The following is a 22,728-nucleotide window of genomic DNA, read 5'->3' as shown; positions in this document are numbered from 1 at the left end:
CTCCTTAAGCCAGTTTGGCAGCGGCTTCGTGGATTGCTGCCCGGATACGTTGATAAGTCCCGCAACGGCAAATATTGCCACTCATGGCCGCATCAATATCGGCGTCGCTGGGTTTAGGGTTTTGCTTGAGCAGTGAGGTCGCAGACATGATCTGGCCGGATTGGCAGTAGCCACACTGCACCACATCAATCTGTTGCCAGGCGGCTTGTACGGCCTGGCCCACCTTGTCGTCATGCATGGCTTCTATGGTGGTGATTTTTTTACCCGCGGCCGCACTGACCGGGGTCACACAAGAGCGAATGGCCTGACTATCCAGGTGCACAGTACAGGCTCCACATTGCGCCATGCCACAGCCAAACTTGGTGCCGGTCATGCCAGCCACATCGCGGATTGCCCATAAAAGAGGCATGTCATCGCTCACGTTGAGCTCGGTCTCTTTGCCATTGATATTGAGTTTCATCGTGTTTGTTCCTTTTTAAAATCTGATGCTGCAGTCGCAAAACCAATCTGAGGTTGGCTATCGTGAAAATATACTAACATACATGATTGTATGTATGGGCGTCCCGGAGCTGCATAAATTTAAATTTAATCGTGTTAAGTCTACAGTGTGCAGCCCGTGATTTAGCTGGTCGCACAGCCGCTTTACATCTGTCGATCCAATCAGGACGAGATCCTGAAACAGTCTTTACATTGGCTTCACTCCCGTCCGCCTGCTGATGCCGGGCGATTTACTTTGTCTGCAAGTCAGGGCAGAATCAACCGCTTACCGTGAACATTTATCCTTATAAATGCAATCCCCATGTCACGCTTGATTAGGAGAACGCCATGACGAAAGCCATTATTCTGCAACCGGGCGGCGGCTACCAAAATGTCACCGTCAGCACACGCGAAGCCCCTGCGCCAACTGCCGGGCAAATCACGGTCAGGCTGCATGCCAACTCGCTTAATTACCATGATTTTGCCGTGGTCAGCGGCATGTGGGGCCCCACCGAGCCGCGTATCCCGATGGCGGATGGCGCGGGTGAAGTAGTCGCGGTCGGCGCAGGCGTCACCGAATTCAAAGTAGGCGATGCCGTAGTCAGTACTTTTTTCCCCACCTGGCAAGCGGGTGAACCGCTGGTTGAAGGCTTTGCCACCGTGCCAGGCGATGGAGTGGATGGCTACGCGCGTGAAATCGTCACCGCCAGCGCGGAATCTTTTACGCTGGCCCCCAAAGGCTGGAGCCATATCGAATCTTCCACCTTGACTACCGCCGCCCTGACGGCCTGGCGTGCGCTGATGTCTGATGATCAGCTCACCCCTGGCGATACTGTGCTGGTGCAAGGCACGGGCGGCGTTTCCCTCTTTGCCTTACAATTTGCCAAGCTGGCAGGCGCAACCGTGATTGCCACCTCGTCCAGCGAAGCCAAGCTGGAAAAACTCAAGGCCATGGGTGCAGATCACCTGATCAATTACAAAACCACCCCGGCCTGGGGAACGCTGGTGCGCGAACTGACGGGCGGCCGTGGCGTCGATCACGTCGTCGAGGTGGGCGGTCCGGCCACCCTCGAACAGTCCATGCTGGCGGCGCGCGTCGGTGGCCACGTCTCTGTCATTGGTATCTTGACCGGCTTGGCGGGCGACTTCCCTCTGGTCACAGCCCTGATCAAGCAACTGCGCCTGCAAGGCGTGCTGGTGGGTAGCCGCAGCATGCAGCAAGCCATGATCAAGGCCATAGACGCGAATGGCCTGAAACCGGTGGTGGATAAGGTGTTTGCGCTGGAGGAAATGGTGCAGGCCTTCCAGTATCAGGAGACCAATCAGCACTTTGGCAAAATTTGCCTGCAGATTTAACGGAGTAAAGCCCCCTGCTGCCGAAAAGCACGGGGGGCGTCGCCAAACTGCTGCTTAAAGGCCCGGCTGAAATGTGCAAAATCGTTAAAGCCGCAAGCCAGCGCGATCTCGGAAATGCTTCGGTGCTGCCAGGCCGGTTGCTTGAGGTATTGCGCACTCAGCGCCAGCCGCTGTTGCCAGACATAGCGCATCAATGACGTCTGTTCATCGGCAAACAATTGATTGATATACCGGCTGGAAAATCCGGTGGCAGCGGCAATGGCGTCACTATCCAGGTCTGCATCCTGTAGATGCTTACTGAGCCACTGCTTGATTTGCAACAATGACAAACTGCGGCCAGGCGAACGCGGCAGCGCATGGTCTTGCAAGGTTTCAAGCGCATTGCCCAGCATGTCCAGCATAGGCGCCGCGCTGGCTTCAAATGCCTGCATGGAGAGTTGATTCAGCTGACGCGTGAGCTGTTGCAAAAACGGCGACAACATGGCGGTCATGCCGTGCTGCAATCGCATGGGCATCGCCGTCAGATGCCCGGCCTGCGGCAAACGCTGATGCAACAAGGTTCTTGGGATGGAAACAATCAGCTTGGAAAACGCCTCTGGACAATGGATATAGTGCGGCACCGTGGCATCATAAATAGTCATGTCGCCAGGGTGCAAAAACACTTCCCGCCCTTGCTGTTGCAGACAATACCGGCCTTGCAGCAACAGGACGGCAAAATAATTATCCAACTGCGGACGACTGATTTCTCGCGTCCCGCGCTGGATGGTCAGACTGTTGGAATGGATCACGGATAGTTGCAACGCCTGCCAAGGATAGAGCGTCATCTCGTTGTAAAGCGGGGCTGCCGTGGGCGGGACGATGTCCACCTCTGCATATTCACGTCCAATCACCTCACACAACCAAGCCTTGCGCTGACTGGGTGCGACCAGATCGGAGCTATATTTGCGACCTGTCGCTGCGACCACTGTCCTTGCTTGCTGCGCCATGACCCTCTCCTTTGCTGAGCGAAATTAAGTCACAAACAGCTAGATTTCGCAAGCGAGTCATCTCCGTTTCAGTCAAGCGTGAGCTCCGTCCAGATCAAGCAGGCCATGACAGATCGGCTATGCTGGGGACACGATATCCCCCAGGAGACTTTGATGCAATCGACCCCACAAGCCCACCAGATGTTATTGAAAGGGGCCGCATGCTGGCTGCTGATGGCGTTGTTACTGGCATGGTGTATGGTGGGCCTGAACTTTGGTGTGCCGCCACTCAAGGCCATTTTCGCGGGAAAATTCACGCGGCTGTTGCAAGCACATATCGATTTTCTGCTGATGACCGCACTCATTTTTGGCATTGCGGCCAGCCGGGTCTCGTTGCCATGGCATGTACGCTGGGCGATGGTGATAGGCGCATTTACCAACTCCAGCCTGTTTTTACTGATGGCCATTTTCCCGGCGCTGGACAATCCTGAGCTCCCGCCGCCCTTGCTGTTTCAGGGCTATTTGTTTGCCAGCCTCTTTACCACCAGCTATGGTTTTGGCAAAGCCTCTGTGCTGATTTTAAAGTCTGGGTTGCAAACACCCCCTCACCGAGAACCTTAGCGACGGTTAATCTTGAGCAAGGCATAAAGCGGGCACCACTGGATCAGCCCGGTCGCCAACGGCACCAGCCCAAACCAGCCCCAGGTGGGACCCTGGAAAAACAAGGTCCACATCAGCAATCCGGCGCCGATAATCACTCTTAAATACTGTTCCAATTGCCCGATATTATCTGCCATGCCAGCCTCCTATATTTAGCGGCGCTCAACGCCGTTAATGACAGGACAGCGCTGCATAAGCCTGATGTTGGGTCAGATAAATCTTGCCATTGAGCTGCTGCCTGAGTGGAGCATGTTGCAACATGTCCATCACCGGGCCTTTGACCTCGGACAAATGAAAGCCAATTCCCAATGCAGATAAATGGTGGTTGATGACCTCCAGCACCTCCAGGGCACTGCCATCTACCTCGTTGACGGCGGAGCACATCAGGATCACATGTTTCAATGCCGGGTTGTCGGCGACCACTTCGAGCACTTTTTGCTCGAGATAGCGCGCATTGGCAAAATACAAGCTCTCATCCACACGTAAAGTGATCACATCCGGGCACACACTGACCGCGTGCCGCGCCACGTTTCTAAAATGCTCGGTACCCGGCACCTGCCCGACAATGGCAATGTGCGGCCGACTGCTGCGGTATAGATGCATGGCCATGGACAGCAACACGCCTGCACTGATGCCATGTTCAATATCGACCAGCAAGGTGATCATAAAAGTCACCAGCAAGGCGGCAAAGTCACTGCGGTTACGCCGCCAGGTCTCGATAAACACGCGTCCGTCCACCAGGCTCATCACCGCAACGATAATCGTGCTGGCCAAAATAAATCTGGGTAACGCACTGAGCCACGAGGCCAGAAAAACCGTGGCCAGCCACATGCCCAATGCGGTAAACAAACCCGCTGCCGGTGTTTGCGCACCCGCATCCATATTCACCACTGAGCGCGACACGCCGCCGGTGACCGGCTGTCCCCCACTCAGGCTGGCCGCCAGATTGGCGCCGCCCAAGGCAATCAGCTCCTGGTCAGGATCTATGCGTTCGCGCCGCTTCATGGCCAGACTCTGCGCGACAGAAATCGACTCCACCGTGCCGATGATGGAAATCAGCAAGGCAGGGGCCAATAAAGACTGCCACATTGCCAGACTCCCATGCGGCAAGGCCAGCGCAGGCAGCCCGGCGGGAATCTGCCCCACGGTGCGCACCCCGGTGAGCAGGGCCCAACCGGCATGCATGGCAATCGTCCCGATCAACACCAGCAGCGCAGGCACTGCCCGCACCAACGCCTGCGCCCAAAACGGCGAGCAGCCCAGACTTAGCAACAGCGATTGCCCTTGCCGCCTGGCCAGCACCAGCAATAGCAGGGTGAGCACCGACAGCATGGCCGTCGCGAGATGAATCTGCGGCCATTGCCCCAGCATACTCTGCCAGAGCGCCAGCACATGACTGCCCTCGGCCTGGATGCCAAGCAAGGTGGGTAGCTGACTGCTGGCAATCACCAGGCTGGCGCCAGCAATAAAGCCGCTCATGACGGGGTGCGATAGAAAATTCGCCAGAAAGCCTAATTTGAACATCCCGGCCAGCACCAGAAACAGGCCAGACAAACACGCCAGGATCAGCGCCGCTTGCAGCCCCAGCGCGGGACTCTGTGCTGAATAAGGTGCCACTGCGGTCGCAGTCATCAGCGCCGCCACCGCCACCGGGCCTACAGCCAGCGTCGCACTGGTGCCTAACAAAGCATAGACGATTAACGGCAACAGGCTGGCATACAGGCCGACTTGTGGCGGCAAGCCCGCCAGGATGGCATAGGCCAGCGCCTGCGGAACCAGCATCAGGGTCACCGTCAGCGCCGCCATCAGGTCATGCATGGCCTGCTCGCGCCGATAATGCCGCCCCCAGCGGAGGGCGGGCACGTAATGGGCCAGCCGAGTCAACATCGCTGTGCTCATGCTGACTGCTTGATCACCACTTGCCCGCAAGCCTGGTTGGCTGGCAGAGCCACATCAATTTGCTTGGGATAAGCCAGCTTGAGATTGGCCATGATATTGATAAATTCAGCGCGGGAAGTTTGCCCGCCCAAGCGCTTGTTTTCACGCTTTTCATGGCCGACCGTGGAGACGGTCCTACCGTGATAATCGTGGCCGGGATAAATCAGCGTATCCTCAGGCAAGCTGAAAATTTTGGCATGTATGCTGTCATACAACTGCCCGGCATTGCCCTGCTGAAAGTCGGTGCGGCCACAGCCATCAATCAGCAAGGCATCGCCGGTAAAGATGCGGTCACCGACCAGATAACTGACACAGCCGTTGGTGTGCCCGGGGGTGTAACGGACCTCGATATCCAGCGTGCCAACTTGCAAGTGCACGCCATCGGTCACCAGCACATCGCCGCATTGCGCCCCCGCATCACGATGCACCACACTTTTACTGCCCAGACGCTCGCGCAAGGTGGCGGCAGCGGTGACATGATCGGCATGCACATGCGTTTCCAGGGTAAACACCAGCGTCAACCCATGCTGTTGCAAAGCCGCCACATACTTGTCTACCTCGCTGCCTACTGTATCAATCATCACGGCCTGCCGGGTCTCTTCACACCCTAGCAGATAGGTATAAGTGCTACTTTCAGGCTCAAAAAATTGCTTGAAAATCATCCGCGTGCTCCTTATCAAGATGGCGTAGATTCAGCAAAACCAGTGCCAATGTTTCAATAAAACTTTAAAAACAGTCAAATCAATGACTTATATAAAAATATCGCTTGCCTACCCCTGCCACAAATGTTTCAATGAAACACAAAACCACAATCATGAAACGTTTCAAATAAAAAATGGAACAAACTACCCCCGATTTTTTCAGCCAGCAGGCCGGTCTGAGCCGCGCACAGGGCGAATCGTTGGCCCGCATGATTTCATTGATCATGCCAGATGCCGCCGTGTTTACCGTCGATGCTCAAAAGCGGATCAGTTACTGGAGCCCGGGTGCCGAAAAACTGCTAGGCTTCACCCAGGCTGCGCTCTTGGGTGAAAACTGCCTGACCGCCAACCGCTGCGAACAGTGTATGCGCGGCTGTGGGCTCACCGAGTCTGGCAAGGTCGAGGGCGCCCCCCTGCTGCTGCACCGGTCTGATGGTGAACGACAGGCAGTGTTGAAATATGCCATGGCCTACCTGCCAGAAGATGGCGCGTTTGCGGGCGGCCTCGAAATCCTGCTGCCCCAGCAGGCCGACGCAGGCAAGACCGCAGGACAATCCTCGCTGGGTGAAAAATATGGCTTGATCAGCCATGCGCCGGAAATGCAAAAAGTGTTTGAAATGATACGCCGCGTGGCAGTGACAGATATCCCGGTGTTGATCCGCGGCGACTCCGGCACGGGCAAAGAGCTGGTGGCCCGCGCCATTCATGGCGAGAGTCCGCGTCAACGCGGCGCCTTCGTCGCCATCAACTGCGCCACGCTCAATGCGGGCATGCTGGAGAGTGAGCTGTTCGGCCACGTCAAGGGTGCCTTCACCGGTGCCATTCGTGATCATCAGGGCCTGTTTGGCCGGGCCGAGGGCGGCACGCTGTTTCTGGATGAAATCGCCGAACTGCCTTACGAATTACAGGCCAAACTGTTGCGCGTACTCGAAACCGGTGAATACCTGCCCGTCGGGGCCAGTCAGGCCATGCAAGCCAATGTCCGCATTGTTGCCGCCACACATAAAGCCTTGCGCGAAGAGGTTAAAGCCGGACGTTTCCGGCAGGACTTGTTGTTCCGCTTGCGCGTGGTGCCCATCTTCTTACCCAGCTTGCAGGCGCGCAAACAGGATATTCCGCTCATACTGCGACATCTGCTTAAACAGCAATTTACCGGGGAACTACTGCCCATAGTGAAGGCCGCCGCCATGGAGCAACTGATGGCCTATGACTGGCCGGGCAATGTGCGCGAACTGCGCAATGTGTTGAATTACGCACTGGTGATGTCGGATGGCAAACAGATAGCCACCGCAGACTTGCCGCCCGAACTGCAAACGATACCCGGGTCAACACAGGCAATGGCAGCTCCAGTCGCCAAACCAGGCCGCCAGGCACTTTCAGAAGCCGTCATCGTGCAAGCCGTCACTGACTGCCGGGGCAACCTGTCCCAGGCGGCCAAACAACTAGGGATTGGCCGCACCACACTGTGGCGTTACCGCAAACTATGGCAAAAAGACTGATACGGTCACAACCAGCCGCGACGCACCGCCAGCGTATGTACGGCCATTCCCGCCAGCATGCTGGCGACAAACAGCCAGACCGCCGGGCCACCCGTCAAGAGTGAGGCGATGGCTGGGCCGGGACAAAATCCGGCAATGCCCCAGCCGGTGCCAAAGATCACCGCCCCCAGCACCAGTTTGCGGTCAATCAGGCGCGTGCCTGGTAACTGCACAGGCAGGCCCAAGACACTGGTGGAGTGCCTGGCCGCAGACTTGAAGGCAAAAAAGCCTACCGCAATCGCACCCATCATCACAAATGCCAGTGACGGATCCCAGTCACCGGTCACATCCAGAAAGGCCAACACCTTGGCTGGATTGGTCATCCCGCCTACAATCAACCCCACACCGAAGATCAGCCCGGCGATCAATGCCATCATATTTGCCATCTTGCTTCTACCCTATCATCCACACATGGCGCCATAGCCAGACCACCAGCATCGCCACCAGCATAAACGTCAACGTCGCCACCAGCGAACGTGGCGACAGCCGTGACAAGCCGCAAACCCCATGACCACTGGTGCACCCCGACCCCAGGCGACTGCCGAAGCCCACCAGCAATCCCGCCACGATCAACCAGGGCGTGGACGCCTGAATCTCCACCATAGGCAACGGCCGTGCCAGCACATAAACCAATGGCGACAGCACCAGCCCCGCGACAAAAGCCAGGCGCCAGGCCTGGTCACCGGCGTCGGCCGACCAGACCTGACCCACAATGCCACTGATGCCAGTGACCTTGCCCAGCCAGCGGATCATCAGCAAGGTGGAAAAACCAATCAGCAATCCACCCATCAGTGATTGCCAGGGGGTAAAAGAAATCATGCTTTTTTCTACATCCTCAACAGCGTTTATGAACAGGTCTAGCCAGCGCCATCATCCCTCAATCAACTTCGTCGGCCATGTCCTCATGGGCGGGTTCCGCAAGCTGGTTACATTCAAAACCGGCATTTTCCAGCGCAACCCGATACTCGCAGCCGGGCAAATGCCCTTCCAGCTTGCCGTTGATATGGGTGGTTTCCTGCTTGCAATAGGCGCAACGGTAACGGTGGGCCTGGCCTTCAAAGTGCTCTTGCGGATAGTCGATATAAAACAGTCGTTTCATGTTAATTGCTCCTCATCACAGCACTAGACAAGACCTATGCTACGCTGTCGACAGGAGGCTGGCAATACACAAAAAATCGCCTTGAGCAAGATTTTTCATCAAATAATTTTAACGTGCAGATTTTAATCAGGTCTAATTTAACACATAAAATCAAATAGTTAAGACACTCACCCACAGCTCACCATAAAAGTTATCCACAAAAAATGTGGACAGGCGCCCTTAGCCACGGCTATGTAAGGCAGCGATTTCCTGAATGTCCAGATCACGTTCCATCAGATGCAGCAACTCGTCATGAATCTGCCCCGAGCGATGCAGTCTAAGCAGCTCTTCGCGACCGGCCGCCACGGCGGCCAGTACCACATTAAAATGCGCTTTGCGGAGGTCATCGGGCAGACTGTCTTCATGTTTATGTTTGTCTGACAGGCTTTGCCGGTAGCTGTACTGTTCCAGCAACCGCGGGTGCATTAATGCACCATGTTCGTTATAGGCCAGTTTGTTAACCACTGAAAACTGTGCCTGCTCAATCCGGGCCCACACCTGTGGCTCATTGAGGTAAATATGCTCATGCTTGCTCGCCTTCAGTTTAAATGCCCGGATCACCTGGCCTATCGTCGTCCCCTGCACCACCACCGTCACCAGGATCACGGCAAACGCGCACATCAGCATCAAGTCGCGTCCGGGCACCTGCGCGGGGACCGCCAGTGCCGCCGCCAGCGTGACCACGCCACGCATGCCTGCCCAGCTTTTGACAAAAGACTCGCCCCAGGTGCTGTGTCCATGCGCCGCATGCGGCTTGCGGATGAGTCTGGCCAGCCCATCAACCATGAAAATCCAGACAAAGCGTGACAAGATCACCACGGCCAGCACCAGCAACACTTCCAGTCCATAAGCCTCCAGGGACTTGTCGGCATGGGCGACACGCTCCCAGACGCCGCGCAAAGAGAGGCCGATAAAGATAAATACCAGCGACTCAAAGATAAAAATCATGATTTCCCAAAACGCGGCACCGCGCCGCCGCGCCGTGGCCGACATGATTTCATGCTGATGCCAGCCCAGCATCATGCCGTAGGTGACGGTGGCGATCACGCCTGAGACACCGATGTGCTCGCCCACAACATAACAAATCCACCCCGGCAAGGCCGAGGCCAGCACCATGAGCTCAGTGCCATGCAGATAGCGCAGGGTTTTAAACACCAGATAGCCCATAGCCGCGCCAAACAATACGCCCCCAACACTGAGCCAGGCAAAAGTTTCGAGCGCACCGCTCAGTGAAAACACGCCGGTCAGCAAGGCGACAATCGAAAACTTGTACAGCACCAGCCCGGTGGCGTCATTGAGCAAGCTCTCGCCTTCGAGCAACACCAGCAGCTTGCGTGGCAAGGCCACGCGTTGCAGCACGGCTTTGGCGGCAATCGCATCCGGCGGTGACACAATTGCGCCCAAGGCAAAACAGGCCGCCCACGGCAGGCTGGGATTGAAGCTATGCAAGGCCAGCCCGACCGCCAGCGTGGTGAACAGCACCGCACCAATCGCCAGCAGTAAAATGCCGCCCAGGTGCCGCCTGAACTCATGCCAGACCGTGAAATAGGCTCCCGCCATCAGCAACGGCGGTAAAAACACCTCCATGACCAGGGCAGGATCAATCTCAAACGCCGGTAATTCTGGCACCAGGGCAATCAGGGCACCACCCGCCAGCTGTGCTACCGCAGGCGGCCAGCGCAGCCGGTTGGCCAGGACTTCGAGTGCAATAATCGCCACCAGAAAAAACAGGATTAAATTGAAATAAAACGAATTACTCATGATAGACCGAGAGGGTCAGGCCCTCATGTAAACAGATGAAACCGCACCACTGAGGCGCGCCAGTGCCGCTAATCTAACACAGGCAGCTTGCGCCAGGCTTGCGTTAACAGGATTTGTCTGTTGTGAGTGTGCGGGGAAGCGCCTGTTTGACGCGGGCTTGAACTTGCATGCCCGCAATGGCTCAAACCAAAGAGTGCCCTTTTCAAAGATGAAGTGGCCGCACTGAATACCGTCAAGTTGGAGTAAGATGACGGCAGTCCGACACAGGATAAGGAGTAAACATGTTTAGCTTGAAAAAATGGATATGGCGGCAATGGCAGGCCTGGCGCGGTGCAGATCGGGCGTATGCCAAATATCTGGCGCATTTTCAGCATTACCAGTCGCAAGTGGTGGATCCCGCCTTGCAACAAAGTTTGCAACTGCAACCCATGAGCAAAGAAGCGTTTTTACAAGCCTGGCAACAAAAAGGCCTCAAGCCTGCGGGTAAATCCTGCGGCTGCAAACCCGGCTGCTGCGGCTAGGCCCTGATGGACATGATCAACACGCATGCCGGCAAGTTGCGGGCAATTGGCTATGATGCAGGCAAGCGGGCGTTGCGCGTGAGGCTGGAAGACGGCAGCACCCTCGAATATGCCAATGTCGGCGAAAGCGTCTGGCGTAGCTTCAAAAGCGCCAGTGCCCAATGGAGTTACTACCGCGATAACATTGAAGAAGCCTATCGTTGCCAACGGGTGAGCCCCTCAGTTACCTCGGCCCCGACCTTGGTCCGCAACCCGCTGGATGATTTGTTCCAGTCACCGCGAATACAGAGACGCATTCAAGCACAGCTTGCCGCAGATTGAGCAGCCGTTTGCCTGGCCTGTTGCAACCATAACAATATCGCCAGCACCGCCACCCCTGTTAGCAAGGTAAAACTCATGGCGTAGCCATAACGCTGCGCGACCCAGCCTGCCATGGCCGGACTCAAGGCTGCCCCCAGGCCCTGGATGGTCAACACAAATCCCAGCCCGACATTGAAGTGCCCACTGCCTTGCAACATCTTGGCCACCAGTCCTGGCAAAGCCACCCCTAACAGCCCCGCGCCGACGCCATCTAGTAACTGCACGGGCACCACCGCCCAGGGCGAGTTCCAGGTCGAAGCAATCACGCCGCGCACCGGCAAGGCAAGCAAGGCCAGCGTGACCAGCCGTTCGTAACTAAACTGCTCGGCATAACGCCCGGCCAGCAATGCCATGGGGATCATCACCAGTTGCGCAATCATCACCGTCAAAGCCGTAAACAGACTGGCGTTGACCAGACCTTGCGACACCATGGTTTGCCCCAGCAAAGGCAGCATGGCGGCATTGGCCAGATGAAACAGCATCATGATGCAAGCCAGCATCAATAAGGGGCGTGACTGCAGCAAGGCCTTCCATACGGCACGGCCAGAATCACTGACCGCAGCATGTGACTCCAGACCGCGCGCCGCATGGTAATCAATCTCTTGCGGGCGAATGCGGCGGATGCACAGCAGCGCCATCACCGCCATCACCGCCAGTAGCATAAAGACGGCAGACAAGCCCCAGAAATAGCCAAGGACGCCAGCCACGGAGACTGACACCAGGCTACCGGCATGACTCCAGGCCTCGTTCTGACCAAGCTGCCTGGACAAATATTTAGACCCGACCAGGCCCAGGCTGATACTGGCAATCGCGGGCCCGATCATGGCACGGACCACACCGGTAGCGGCTTGCGACAAGGCAATCGCCGCAAACGAGTGCCACAGCAACAACACCAGGCAACCGACCACCATCAGGATGGCGCACACGGACAGCCACAAGCGCTTGGCATGTGTGCGGTCCATCAGGGCACCCGCCGGGATTCCCGCCACCATGGTTGCCAACCCGCCTATGGTCATCACATAGCCAATCTCATCCGCCTGCCAGGATTGTGCCAACAAATACACGCCGAGAAAGGCGCCCAGCCCGTCGCGGACATCGGCCATGAAAAAATTCATCACCGCCAGCCATTGCCGTGAATCTGCAGGCATTTTGAATAGACGCATGCTTTTCTCCTTACACCACAGGGGCTTTAAAGATAAAAAAGGCGCCCAGACCAATGAGGGCAAAGCCGACAACATGGCTGGAGGTGAAATGCTCGCCGAGCGAATACACCGAAAACACGGCAAACACACTGAGCGAAATGACTTCTTGCATGGTTTTGAGCGCCGCCACCGAATACACGGTATGGCCGATCCGGTTGGCCGGCACCGCAAAACAATATTCAAACAGGGCAATCAGCCAGCTCACCACAATCACCACATACAGCGGCTTTTCGGTGAACTTGAGATGGCCATACCAGGCCACTGTCATAAACACATTGGAGATCAATAACAATAGAATAGGGGCTAATTTTGCAATCATGATGCATCCTGTCAAAAGAGTGAGTCCAGCGTGGGCGGCGGCCTTTTGGCAGCACCGCTGTTGCCCAAAGCGCTTTAAGCAACACCTAACTTGCTTAAAGCGCAGGCGACGCCGGATGAAGCGTTGGCCTGGGCTAAATCAGGGACTAGCACTGGCCGGCTACCGCAGCCGCTGGCTGGCAAGCTGGGGCCGCGGGCGCATAGAGTGGCTGCATCGTAGCGGCGGAGCTTCCCATGCGGATCGCCTCCAGCGACACACCATTGGCCGTCCTGGTCCCTAGACCAGCCACCGCAATACGCAGCCCTGGGCGCAATGGCATACTCAGGCTTTCAGGCGGAAAGTGAACAATGCTCTGGTTATCCAGGATGACACCATCGACTTCGCCACGCGGACCATTCAGGATCAAATCGACCTTGCCTTCCACCTGCAGCGGCTGCAATGACTGCGCCCGCAAATGTGGGGGTAACAATGGCAGGTTATTGGCGGGTGGCTGGTCCACCACAATATTGCCGGTGGTCACATTGATAATGGCATCGGCTTTAACAATGGCTGGCGTTTCAGCATGCCCGAGAATACGCACATGCTGGCCGGGTTGCACAGCGCCTAGCAAGGCCTGCGAACGGTGCGGGGGGAATTTGACAATCACGTCATTCGCCAAGCGCAAGCCATCCGCTTCCCCATACGGATTAAACAGGATGGACTTGACAGTCGCCTCAGCTACCGCGGGCAGCGCCGCCGTCGCCTGTAAATCCAGCGCGCCTGCAGGCGCAAGCGAAACGGGGACCATAGGCGCAGGCGCCAGTGGTGCTGATGCGCCTGGTCCCAGATTAAGTGGCGCAGGCGTCAGCGGAGAAGAATTCGCAGCTAAGGGCGGCAAGGCAAATGCTTGCAGGGTCATACTTAGGGTGGTGACGAGCAGCGCGGCGCGCAGAGGACGACTGCCGCGTGCAAGATGGCTGCTACGTGTACATACAGAAGAAGTTAACATGAAATGCTCCTTGTCATGGATAGAGGTTATCTCCTCTATTGCAAGGGGCATGCCAGATAAAAAGTTATTTTAAATCAATTGCTTGAAAATAAACCCTGGCGCACTTGTCCGCTTTGGTGACACAACACTGTCCGCTGGGCGGACAGCTGTCAGCGCTTATGTCAGGCCATGTTCTTCGAGCTTGCGGTAAAGTTGCTGACGGGACAACCCCAGTTTACGCGCCGCTTCACTGCGGTTGTCACCGCTCTCGCGCAATGCGCGCTCTATCATCTCGCGCTCGACTTGCTGCAGGGTCTCGGCCAGCGTGCCGGTGGCGGCGCCACGACCAGAAGCATCTGCCGCTTGAGGACGTGGCGTAAAAGAAATATGTTCAGCCTCGATCCAGGCATGATGACTCAAAATCTGCGCGCGCGCGATGGTGTTGCGGAGTTCGCGGATATTCCCCGGCCAGTCATGTTGTACCAGCTGTTGTGCGGCTTCAGCGGTCAGACGCTTGGGGGTACCCGCAGCTTCACTGGCCAAAAAATGCTGCGCCAGCAGCAACAGGTCTTCACCGCGCGCGCGTAGTGGTGGCAAGGCAATCGGCATCACCTGCAGCCGGTACCATAAATCTTCACGAAACTGCCCAGCGCGGACGGCGGCGGGCAAGTCTCTATGGGTGGCAGCAATGATACGCGCATCCAGCGCAAGCACCGTTTGTGCGCCAACCGGGCTAAACTCGCGCGCCTCCAGCACCCGCAAAATCTTGGCTTGCAGCGCCAGCGGCATATCGCCAATCTCGTCGAGGAACAGGGTGCCGCCAGTCGCTTGCCGCAAATAACCTTTACGGTCAGCCACCGCCCCTGTGAACGCGCCTTTGACATGCCCAAACAGCTCGCTTTCCATCAATTCTGCCGGGATGGCGGCACAGTTGACGGCGACAAAAGGGCCATGGGCGCGCAAGCTGTTACGGTGCAGTGCACGCGCCACCTCTTCCTTGCCGGTACCAGTCTCGCCCAAAATCAGCACGGTTGCCTCGGTCGCCGCAGCCAGGCCGATGTGTTTGAACACCTCGCGCATGCATTCACTGTTGCCTATCAAACGTTCCGCCGTTGGGTTATCTGCGGTCAGCGACGCGTCGGCCTCCGGGCGAGACTCGCGGTCAGCGCTGCGCTCGGGCAGTGCGCGTTGCAAGGTTTCCATCAGCTTCTGCCGTGAAACGGGCTTGGTCAAATGGTCAAACGCCCCCAGCCGCATGGCCTCAATCGTATTGCTGCCACTGGCGTAGGCGGTAAGCATGATGCATGGCACCGCCTTGATCGCCTGCGCCTGACGCAAAAACGACAAGCCGTCTTCCCCGGTGAGTTTGAGATCGGTGATCACCAGCTCTACCGGCGCCGTCCGCAAGCAGTGCAGGCCCGCCTGCACATGGCCGGCTTCCAGCACATGGTGCCCCAGGTCAGACAGCATTTCAGACAGGCTGCTTCTAAAGGCGGGATCATCGTCAATAATCAGGAGGTGTGCCATGGCAATTCAATCTCAAAACGGGCGCCCGCGGCAGTATCGGCCAGGCGTAGCTCGCCGCCATGCGCCTGGACAATTTCGCGCGCCAGGGCCAGGCCCAGGCCGGTACCACCACTGCGCGCCGTACTAAAAGGTTCAAACACCTGGGGGCGCAAATGCGCGGGCACGCCACTGCCATTGTCGGCCACCCACAATCGCAGGTGCCCCGAAGTGACGCTGTCCAGCCCCAACTCAATCTCGCCTCCCACGGGGATATGCGCCAGCGCATTCAGGATCAGATTGTCCATCACTTGCGCCATTTTATCTGGGTCGAGCACGGCCTGCGCTTGAGCACGTGTCACCACAGAATCACTCAGGCTTAACTTCCAGCATGCCTGCTGGGTAGTCATGGCCTCTTGATGCAAGCTGGTCAGGCTGGTCAGCCAGGCACGCAAATCCACTGATTGTTTGTGTATTTGCAAGGGATGGGTCAGTGCCAGCAAGCTGGAGATCAGGCTTTCGAGGCGCGAGGTTTGCGCCAGCACCGCCTCAAAGGCACTCTGGCTGCGTTGCTGATAACGCTCAGGGGCCGCGGCCATGGCATTTTCAACCTTCATGCGCATGGTGGCCAGCGGATTACGGATTTCATGTGCCAACCCGGCAGAAACCCGGCCCAGCGTCGCCATGCGCTCAGACTGCGCCAGCTGTTGCATCAGTGCAGCCATCTGGCGCTGCCAGCGCAGCAGCATCCAGGCCAGCCAAGCGCCAGACATCACGACCAGGCCTATCAGCAGCGCCAACGCCAGGCTCAAATGATTGAGTACCTCGGCCTGAATCAGCAACACGCGTTTCATCACCCAGGCAACAGACGTGCCGGGGGCTTGGGTCAGTGGGCAGGCAGCAAACACAATGGCTTCACGCAAGCCGGGGCGCACCTCCAGAATCAACTGATGGCTGCGGCTGGCCAGTTCGGCCGTGGCAGTGATTTTTTCAAGTTCGGCCACCGGTGGATCACGCTTGACGCCGGTGCCATCATAGGTGGGAAAGGCATACGCAAACACACCTTGGCCTGGCCGCCAAAAGCCGCCTTCACTGCCCGGCTCTTCGCGCAAGGCAAGATCTATCACCGCCTGCCAGCCTGCCTGCGCAGAAGCACTCTCCAGCCTCGCAAGGTGTACCCCATGTTGCATGGCCTGGCAGCTGGCAGCCGCATGCAGCCTGGCCTCAGCAATCTGCGAGGCCGCGCCCTGGCGGCTCAGTTCGATCAACAGCCAGACCAGCAAGGCCGAGACGGCCGCAATCACAGCCCAGAGCAGGAGCAGGTCTCGGCGCACCTTGTGGGTATGGGTCTGCATAAAAAGCCTGTGTAGAGTCGATGGTGTGAGTAAGAAGGTTAAAGCGGCAACCACACGGTAGCACATCACTCACAGCGCTTCAATCAGGCAGACGCTGACAAGCCTTGGCGGCTGACCAAGCGCAACGCAAGACTGGTCCCCGTGCGATTGTAAGCCCGCTGTAATCCAGCTTTGTTAGTCTGGCCATGGCTGTTAGTATTCCTGTTCCCCCTCACGTCTGGAGTCGATGATGACGGATGACGCATTGATCATTGATCAACGTTTTGGCCTGGGCGCACGCGCCGCGGCCACTACGCCCTCAAATAGTGTCTCGCAGGCATTGCTAGACGAATTTAGCCGTTACCAGGCCTTGCCGCCATTGTGGCAGCAATACCAGCAAGCGCTGCCGTCCATCGAGCAAGAGATGCAGGAAATGCGCATGATCAATCAGGCCGAATCGCCTGAGGACAAACTGCAGTTGCGCCGCCAGATGCGTAACGAAGCGCGGGACAGCTATACCGAGGCAGTGCAGGTACGCGCGCAAGTGGCGCAGCAGACCGATACCCCGTTTGTGGAAAGACTGGTGCATTTCTGGTCCAACCATTTTGCAATCTCGGCACAAAAATCGCAGGTCACACAACTGGCCGGATTGTTTGAACTGCAAGCCATCCGTCCGTTTGTACTGGGCACGTTTAAAGACATGTTGTTTGCGGTCGAGAAGCATCCGGCCATGTTGATCTACCTAGACCAGCAGCAATCACGCGGGCCACAAAGCGAAGCCGTACAACGGCAAATGCGCCGCCAGCCGGACAAGAAAAGTGGCCTCAATGAGAACCTTGCCCGCGAAATTCTGGAACTGCACACGCTGGGCGTACGTAGCGGTTATAGCCAACAGGACGTGACCGAGTTTGCACGCGCACTGACCGGCTGGACCCTGCCCGGCCCCAAACTCACAGGCGAGACCGATGCGCGCTATCCTGGCTTTGTCTTTAATGAGCGCGTGCACGAGCCTGATGTCCGTCAGTTACTCGGTAAAACCTATGCGCAACCGGGCGTACAACAAGCCGAAGCCATCCTCACTGACTTGGCCGCCGCCCCGGCCACGGCCACGCATGTAGCGACCAAACTGGCCTGCCATTTTGCTGGCGACCAGCCACCGCCCGCCCTGATTAACCGGCTACGCGACACCTATCTGCAAACCGGGGGCCAACTGCCTGCACTGTATCGCGTGCTGATGGAAGCGCCTGAGTGCCGCGTGCCCACGCCGGTCAAGTTTAAAACGCCGTGGGAGTGGCTGATTAGCAGTGTACGGGCGCTGGATATTGACCTTTCGCATGTCCGCGTCTCGCAAGTCATGACCCAGCTGGGACAACCGATCTGGAAACCAGGCTCCCCCGCCGGTTATGACGATGTGGCCGAAAGCTGGCTCGCCTCCAACGCCTTGTTGCGCCGGGTGGAGTATGCGCAGCGCCTGGCTTCGCTGACCAAGCTGAGCATGCCACCCGCGGTGCTGGCCAATACCGTCCTGCGCGGCAGACTCAGCCAGGAGACCTTGCAGCAAGTGAGCCGCGCCGAATCTGCGCACACCGGTTTTGCGCTTCTGCTGGTCAGCCCTGAATTTTTAAGGAGATAGCCATGCAGCGCAGACAATTTGTGAAATTATGCGGCGCCGGGCTGGCCGCCTTCTGGCTCCCCAGCTTGAGTTTTGCGGCGGCGGCGACCGAACAACGCTTTATTTTCATCATCCAGCGCGGCGCGGCCGATGGTTTGAACACCGTGATTCCGTATGCAGATCCCGATTACCAGCGCTTGCGTGGCGCCTTGGCCGTGCAAGACATCAATGACACCAAGTTGGACAGCCTATTTGCGCTACACCCGTCGCTGGTCACGGCCAAGGCGCTTTACCAGCAGCAACATGCACTGTTTGTACATGCGGTGGCCTCGGCCTACCGCGAGCGTTCCCATTTTGACGGGCAGAATGTGCTGGAAAGTGGGGGTACGCGTGCTTATCAGCTCAAAGATGGCTGGTTGAACCGCTTGCTCGGCCTGCTGCCGCCCGCCCAAAACGAGGCGATTGCATTTTCCCCCACCATTCCGCTGGCCTTGCGTGGCAACTATCAGGTCGATGCCTATGCCAGTGCCAAGCTGCCACAACCCTCCGATGATTTACTGTTAAGAGTCAGCCAGCTTTACCAGCAGGATGCCCAATTACATGCCGCCTGGGAAAGTGCGATGCAAGTCGAGAATATGGCGGACAAAGGCATGCAAGGACAAAACAGCCAGCAACCAGCAGCGCTGGGCAACATGGTCGGTGATTTTTTAAGCCGGCCAGACGGCCCGCGCATTGCCGTGCTGGAAACCGGCGGCTGGGATACCCATAGCGCCCAAAACAGCCGTCTGAGCAAACAGTTGTCCGACCTGGACACTCTGCTCGCCAGCCTGCAAACGCATCTGGGAAATCACTGGCAGCAAACGCTGATCATCGTCGCCACCGAATTTGGCCGCACCGCCGCCGCCAATGGAACAGGCGGCACCGACCACGGCACAGGGGCCGCCATGCTGGCGTTTGGGGGCGCCCTGCCCGCCATCACGGCAAGCAATCGAAGCTGGCCAGCCGGCAAAGTCATCGCCGACTGGCCCGGCCTCAAAGACAGCCAGCTGTATCAGGGGCGCGACTTGCATCCCACACTGGCGCTGGATAAGGCAATCACGGCATTGGTGAGCGCACACTATGGCTTGGAGCCAGGCAAGGTGGCCCGCACACTGTTTCCGGCATCCAGCTGATGTTTTTGCAGGGCGGCCCATAACAAATACACCCGGCAATCAAACTCATATTGCATGTAGTCGGGTTCCATATGCAGACAGAGCTGGTAAAACGCCTTGTCATGCTCGCGCTCTTTGAGATGTGCCAGTTCGTGTACCACGATCATGTTGAGAAATGCCAGCGGCGCCGTTTTAAAAAAAGCCGAAATCCGGATTTCTTTTTTGGCTTTGAGCTTGCCGCCCTGCACCCGCGAAATGGCGGCATTGAGCCCCAGTGTCTGCTTTTCTATGGTGAGCCGGTTGTCGAAATAGACCTTGTCGAGCAAGGGCGCGTTTTTCAAATAGCGCTGCTTGAGCGCATTACAAAAATCATACAGCGCCTTGTCACTTTGAATCGTGTGCGTCTCGGGATAACGCTGCTGCAGATAATTGCCCAGTTGGCCCTGGGCATGCAACTGGGCAATTTGCGCACGTAAATGCGCGGGATACCCCGGCAGAAATTGTTGAATCAAGGTCGCAGACATGCCGCCATTTTAAACGGCAACGGCCACAACATTCAAAAATCAGTTACATTGAAAAATCGGAAGACAAATCCATGGTGTTGGGACCAGTGTCCTCCTGATAGGTAGATGTCGTCACCGGCGGTGCTGACGCCCGTTTCCAGGCATCATATGCCTGTTGATCGACAGGACTCAGCTGCGCGATGGCCTCCGCATTCAGGCTCGCAAAAGGGCGGCCATCTTGCGTCGTCGCGCCCGCATCTGCCGCGCAGGCCACCCCGACCACTGCAGACAAGATCGTCGCCAATATCCATACATTAGTGAAAAGTCTCATTGTTGGCCTCTTGCATACCTATGACCGCATAGACTAAGCCAGCTGCCGCCAGGCCACAACGGGAAAGCTTCCTGTTAACAGCCGCTTAAACCAGTTCATCCTGCGTCAGGCCAATCAAACCATCACAGGCCGGCCAATTTTCTGCCTCATCTACCGTCGCGCATGCGCGGTATCCATCAAAAATGCCATGAACACTGCGTACGTGCAAAGACAATATAGATATCGCGTAAATATTGCAGTATGCTAATTACTCTGCTATGGACAATCGCACTTCGCCCTGGTCAACATTGGTAGCGCAAAAAACATCGCATGATCACGCATAAAAAGTTATTAACTCGCTTGACCGTTGTGCTCTGGATAGAACTTGTGCTCGCACTGTCTGTGCTTGGCGGCTTGATTGCGCTCAATATTTACCATGAGCATGCGCAAATTGAAGCGAATGAACGCGACCGCCTGATTACGCAAGCCAATGTCATTTCAAAAAACCTGGCCTTCCAGTTTCAAGGCGCCAATCAAGCCTTACTGGCCATTATTCAAGAAATCCCGGAGTGGAAACATCAACAGCAAGTCGCGACCAAACGCTTGACAACCATGGCGAGCACCATGCCAGGAATACGGGGATTTGACGTGTTTGATGCCGATGGAACACTGATATACACTAGTTTTCCAGAATATCTCGGCATGAACTTCAGTTACCGTGATTATTACCAGACCGCCCGGCGGGTTAGTGATCCCGACAGGCTTTACGTTTCCCCTCCTTTCACCGGCATGAGCGGTAACTATATACTCAACCTGACCCGGATCATTCCTGGCAAGCAAGGTGAATTTTCCGGGATTGTCACTGCCATCCTGGATCCCGAATACTTTAAACCGCTGCTAGCCTCTGTGTTATACACGCAGGATAGCCGCAGTTCCCTGATACACAGCAAAGGCGTGCTGTTCATGAGCGTGCCCGATAACGGGCTCAAGCCGGGCACAAATCTGGCAACCCCTGGTTCATTTTTTACCCGGCATATCCAAAGCGGCAAAGCGGTGACCGTATTTAGTGGTCAATTATATTCAACCCGGCAGCAGCGTATGGTGGCTCAAACCACACTGGCCCCCGGCGACCTCAAACTGCATAGCACACTCATGGTAGCGGTCAGCCGCGACCTTGAACGCATTTTTAGATACTGGTACGAAAATGCCATGATTCAGATCATCTGTTTCAGTATTTTTGCACTCTTTACATTCACTATGTTGTTTGTATTCCAACGCCGTGAAAGCAAACACGCGCGAATGGCGGCTGAACATTCACACGCCCTGTTTCAATCCGAAAAACTGTTTCGCTCAACCTATGACTCCGCAGCCATCGGCATGGCTTTGCTAGGCCTCGATGGCAGGTTTATGCAGGCAAATCGGGCCTTATGCCATATGCTGGGGGAAGATGAAGCGGCGTTATGCCAGAAAACCATCCAGCAGATCACCCACCCTGACGACCACCAACTTGACCATCTGCTGCTGGACTCGCTGCTCACTAGCCAGCGAGATAACTATCAGGTAGAAAAGCGCTTTTTTCATAGCCAAGGTCATACGCTTTGGGTATTGTTGACCTACTCCTCCATTAAAGATGAAGCCGGCCAGCTCCAGCACTTTGTCGTACAAATACAAGATATTACTGAGTACAAGGCGCTACAGGAAAAATTGCAGAAGCAAGCCAATCAAGACTTTTTAACCGGATTGCCCAATCGACGCCACTTTATCCAAGAGGCCAATATCGCGCTGGCAAGACTCAAACGCCGTGGCGGCGCCATCGCTTTATTGATGATAGACATCGATCATTTCAAGAAAATTAATGACAACTATGGCCACCAGGCTGGCGATGTTGTATTGCAAGCGTTTGCCCGGCAATGTCAGACGCAGCTGCGCGATATTGATTTGATCAGCCGCTACGGTGGCGAAGAGTTTGCGATCTTGTTGCCCGACACGCAGAAAGAACAAGCGATAGAAATCGCTGAGCGCTTGCGAACGACTGCAGCCAACACCGAAATGCACCTTGGAAATCACCGCGCTCTTCATCTGACAATTTCGATTGGCTTAGCTGCCACCTCTGATACCAGCACCAGCTTGGAAAAGCTGCTGGTCAAGGCAGATGCGGCCCTCTATCACGCCAAACAGTCAGGACGTAACGCCGTCAGTGTTGCGCAAGCAGACGCCCCCTGACAGCCCTGCTCCGCATGAAATAACCACCTCCGCAAGGGTAGTCACCCTTTTGGACTATCCCGGAGTCCGTCAGATGCGTGTAAAATTTAACGCATTACAAAAACAAAGCTTAGCCCGCTGCACGTTTAGATTTGCAGCAAAACCGGTGTCGCGACACGCAGATGACGCATGCCCCAAGTGAGTAATGAG

At 56.5% G+C, this 22,728-nt stretch carries 24 protein-coding genes; 8 read left to right on the top strand and 16 right to left on the bottom strand.

Going from position 1 to position 22,728, the window contains the following annotated elements; translation table 11 throughout:
- Positions 1-4: 4 nt before the first annotated feature.
- Positions 5-460: a (2Fe-2S)-binding protein gene (locus ACFQ1T_RS04475; RefSeq protein ID WP_379074299.1), complete on the bottom strand. Its 456-nt coding sequence runs from the start codon at positions 458-460 to the stop codon at positions 5-7.
- Positions 461-825: 365 nt separating this feature from the next.
- Here ACFQ1T_RS04475 and ACFQ1T_RS04470 point away from each other — a divergent pair, with 365 nt between their 5' ends.
- The gene (locus ACFQ1T_RS04470; protein ID WP_379074296.1) at positions 826-1,833 is read left to right on the top strand and encodes a zinc-dependent alcohol dehydrogenase family protein; all 1,008 of its coding nucleotides are present in this window, start codon (positions 826-828) and stop codon (positions 1,831-1,833) included.
- Here ACFQ1T_RS04470 and ACFQ1T_RS04465 read toward each other — a convergent pair.
- Complete coding sequence (locus tag ACFQ1T_RS04465; RefSeq protein ID WP_379074293.1) at positions 1,830-2,819, bottom strand: AraC-like ligand-binding domain-containing protein; 990 nt, start codon at positions 2,817-2,819, stop codon at positions 1,830-1,832. The two genes, ACFQ1T_RS04470 and ACFQ1T_RS04465, sit on opposite strands and share 4 nt — an antisense overlap.
- Positions 2,820-2,972: 153 nt before the next feature.
- On the opposite strand from ACFQ1T_RS04465, the gene ACFQ1T_RS04460 reads away from it, so the two are divergent.
- Entirely contained in the window at positions 2,973-3,419 is a 447-nt protein-coding gene (locus ACFQ1T_RS04460) for a hypothetical protein (protein WP_275357784.1), read from the top strand.
- Here the strand turns inward: ACFQ1T_RS04460 and ACFQ1T_RS04455 are convergent.
- From ACFQ1T_RS04455 to ACFQ1T_RS04445, 3 genes are read right to left on the bottom strand one after another with little or no spacing between them, the layout of a single operon-like run.
- On the bottom strand, positions 3,416-3,595 hold the full coding sequence (locus ACFQ1T_RS04455) for a YgaP family membrane protein (RefSeq protein ID WP_194748877.1): 180 nt from the start codon (positions 3,593-3,595) through the stop codon (positions 3,416-3,418). The genes ACFQ1T_RS04460 and ACFQ1T_RS04455 overlap by 4 nt on opposite strands.
- A gap of 34 nt (positions 3,596-3,629) precedes the next feature.
- Positions 3,630-5,357: a SulP family inorganic anion transporter gene (locus ACFQ1T_RS04450; protein ID WP_379074288.1), complete on the bottom strand. Its 1,728-nt coding sequence runs from the start codon at positions 5,355-5,357 to the stop codon at positions 3,630-3,632.
- Positions 5,354-6,058 (bottom strand): MBL fold metallo-hydrolase, encoded by a 705-nt coding sequence (locus ACFQ1T_RS04445; protein ID WP_194748878.1) that lies wholly within the window; start codon positions 6,056-6,058, stop codon positions 5,354-5,356. Before ACFQ1T_RS04445 ends, ACFQ1T_RS04450 begins: the two co-directional genes overlap by 4 nt.
- 173 nt (positions 6,059-6,231) lie before the next feature.
- On the opposite strand from ACFQ1T_RS04445, the gene ACFQ1T_RS04440 reads away from it, so the two are divergent.
- On the top strand, positions 6,232-7,596 hold the full coding sequence (locus tag ACFQ1T_RS04440) for a sigma-54 interaction domain-containing protein (protein WP_379074285.1): 1,365 nt from the start codon (positions 6,232-6,234) through the stop codon (positions 7,594-7,596).
- Between the two features lie 5 nt (positions 7,597-7,601).
- Here the strand turns inward: ACFQ1T_RS04440 and ACFQ1T_RS04435 are convergent, their stop codons facing one another.
- The 4 genes from ACFQ1T_RS04435 to ACFQ1T_RS04420 form a co-directional block, all read right to left on the bottom strand.
- On the bottom strand, positions 7,602-8,021 hold the full coding sequence (locus tag ACFQ1T_RS04435) for a DUF6691 family protein (RefSeq protein WP_379074282.1): 420 nt from the start codon (positions 8,019-8,021) through the stop codon (positions 7,602-7,604).
- 7 nt (positions 8,022-8,028) lie between these two features.
- Complete coding sequence (locus tag ACFQ1T_RS04430; RefSeq protein WP_379074279.1) at positions 8,029-8,454, bottom strand: YeeE/YedE family protein; 426 nt, start codon at positions 8,452-8,454, stop codon at positions 8,029-8,031.
- 58 nt (positions 8,455-8,512) lie between these two features.
- Positions 8,513-8,734 (bottom strand): hypothetical protein, encoded by a 222-nt coding sequence (locus ACFQ1T_RS04425; protein ID WP_275357796.1) that lies wholly within the window; start codon positions 8,732-8,734, stop codon positions 8,513-8,515.
- A 219-nt stretch (positions 8,735-8,953) separates the two neighbouring features.
- The gene (locus tag ACFQ1T_RS04420) at positions 8,954-10,534 is read right to left on the bottom strand and encodes a Na+/H+ antiporter (RefSeq protein ID WP_379074276.1); all 1,581 of its coding nucleotides are present in this window, start codon (positions 10,532-10,534) and stop codon (positions 8,954-8,956) included.
- 281 nt (positions 10,535-10,815) lie between these two features.
- Here ACFQ1T_RS04420 and ACFQ1T_RS04415 point away from each other — a divergent pair, with 281 nt between their 5' ends.
- A complete protein-coding gene (locus ACFQ1T_RS04415) occupies positions 10,816-11,055 on the top strand; it encodes a hypothetical protein (RefSeq protein WP_194748884.1) in 240 nt (79 codons plus the stop codon).
- Between the two features lie 6 nt (positions 11,056-11,061).
- Positions 11,062-11,376 (top strand): KTSC domain-containing protein, encoded by a 315-nt coding sequence (locus ACFQ1T_RS04410; RefSeq protein ID WP_379074273.1) that lies wholly within the window; start codon positions 11,062-11,064, stop codon positions 11,374-11,376.
- Here ACFQ1T_RS04410 and ACFQ1T_RS04405 read toward each other — a convergent pair.
- From ACFQ1T_RS04405 to ACFQ1T_RS04385, 5 genes are all read right to left on the bottom strand, one after another.
- Positions 11,352-12,578, bottom strand: a complete 1,227-nt coding sequence (locus tag ACFQ1T_RS04405; RefSeq protein ID WP_379074270.1) for an MFS transporter — start codon at positions 12,576-12,578, stop codon at positions 11,352-11,354. The two genes, ACFQ1T_RS04410 and ACFQ1T_RS04405, sit on opposite strands and share 25 nt — an antisense overlap.
- 10 nt (positions 12,579-12,588) lie before the next feature.
- The gene (locus ACFQ1T_RS04400; protein WP_194748886.1) at positions 12,589-12,936 is read right to left on the bottom strand and encodes a DMT family protein; all 348 of its coding nucleotides are present in this window, start codon (positions 12,934-12,936) and stop codon (positions 12,589-12,591) included.
- 145 nt (positions 12,937-13,081) lie between these two features.
- Positions 13,082-13,924 (bottom strand): hypothetical protein, encoded by an 843-nt coding sequence (locus tag ACFQ1T_RS04395; protein WP_379074267.1) that lies wholly within the window; start codon positions 13,922-13,924, stop codon positions 13,082-13,084.
- Positions 13,925-14,080: 156 nt separating this feature from the next.
- Complete coding sequence (locus ACFQ1T_RS04390; RefSeq protein WP_379074264.1) at positions 14,081-15,430, bottom strand: sigma-54-dependent transcriptional regulator; 1,350 nt, start codon at positions 15,428-15,430, stop codon at positions 14,081-14,083.
- Entirely contained in the window at positions 15,415-16,761 is a 1,347-nt protein-coding gene (locus ACFQ1T_RS04385) for a sensor histidine kinase (protein ID WP_379074262.1), read from the bottom strand. Before ACFQ1T_RS04385 ends, ACFQ1T_RS04390 begins: the two co-directional genes overlap by 16 nt.
- A 226-nt stretch (positions 16,762-16,987) precedes the next feature.
- Here ACFQ1T_RS04385 and ACFQ1T_RS04380 point away from each other — a divergent pair, with 226 nt between their 5' ends.
- The gene (locus tag ACFQ1T_RS04380) at positions 16,988-18,373 is read left to right on the top strand and encodes a DUF1800 domain-containing protein (protein ID WP_379074259.1); all 1,386 of its coding nucleotides are present in this window, start codon (positions 16,988-16,990) and stop codon (positions 18,371-18,373) included.
- Between the two features lie 2 nt (positions 18,374-18,375).
- Positions 18,376-19,524, top strand: coding sequence for a DUF1501 domain-containing protein (locus tag ACFQ1T_RS04375; protein WP_379074256.1), 1,149 nt, complete (start codon positions 18,376-18,378; stop codon positions 19,522-19,524).
- On the opposite strand, the gene ACFQ1T_RS04370 is transcribed toward ACFQ1T_RS04375, so the two are convergent.
- On the bottom strand, positions 19,470-20,027 hold the full coding sequence (locus tag ACFQ1T_RS04370; protein WP_379074253.1) for a YgjP-like metallopeptidase domain-containing protein: 558 nt from the start codon (positions 20,025-20,027) through the stop codon (positions 19,470-19,472). The genes ACFQ1T_RS04375 and ACFQ1T_RS04370 overlap by 55 nt on opposite strands.
- A 43-nt stretch (positions 20,028-20,070) precedes the next feature.
- On the bottom strand, positions 20,071-20,337 hold the full coding sequence (locus ACFQ1T_RS04365) for a hypothetical protein (protein WP_379074250.1): 267 nt from the start codon (positions 20,335-20,337) through the stop codon (positions 20,071-20,073).
- 309 nt (positions 20,338-20,646) lie between these two features.
- Here ACFQ1T_RS04365 and ACFQ1T_RS04360 point away from each other — a divergent pair, with 309 nt between their 5' ends.
- Complete coding sequence (locus tag ACFQ1T_RS04360) at positions 20,647-22,539, top strand: sensor domain-containing diguanylate cyclase (RefSeq protein WP_379074247.1); 1,893 nt, start codon at positions 20,647-20,649, stop codon at positions 22,537-22,539.
- Positions 22,540-22,728: the final 189 nt, after the last annotated feature.

It is taken from the genome of Methylophilus glucosoxydans (genome assembly GCF_042676145.1).
In the GTDB taxonomy this organism is placed as follows: Bacteria; Pseudomonadota; Gammaproteobacteria; order Burkholderiales; family Methylophilaceae; genus Methylophilus; species Methylophilus glucosoxydans.
The sequence above is the reverse complement of the archived record's forward strand: the minus strand, read 5'-3'. Positions and strand labels throughout refer to the sequence as shown.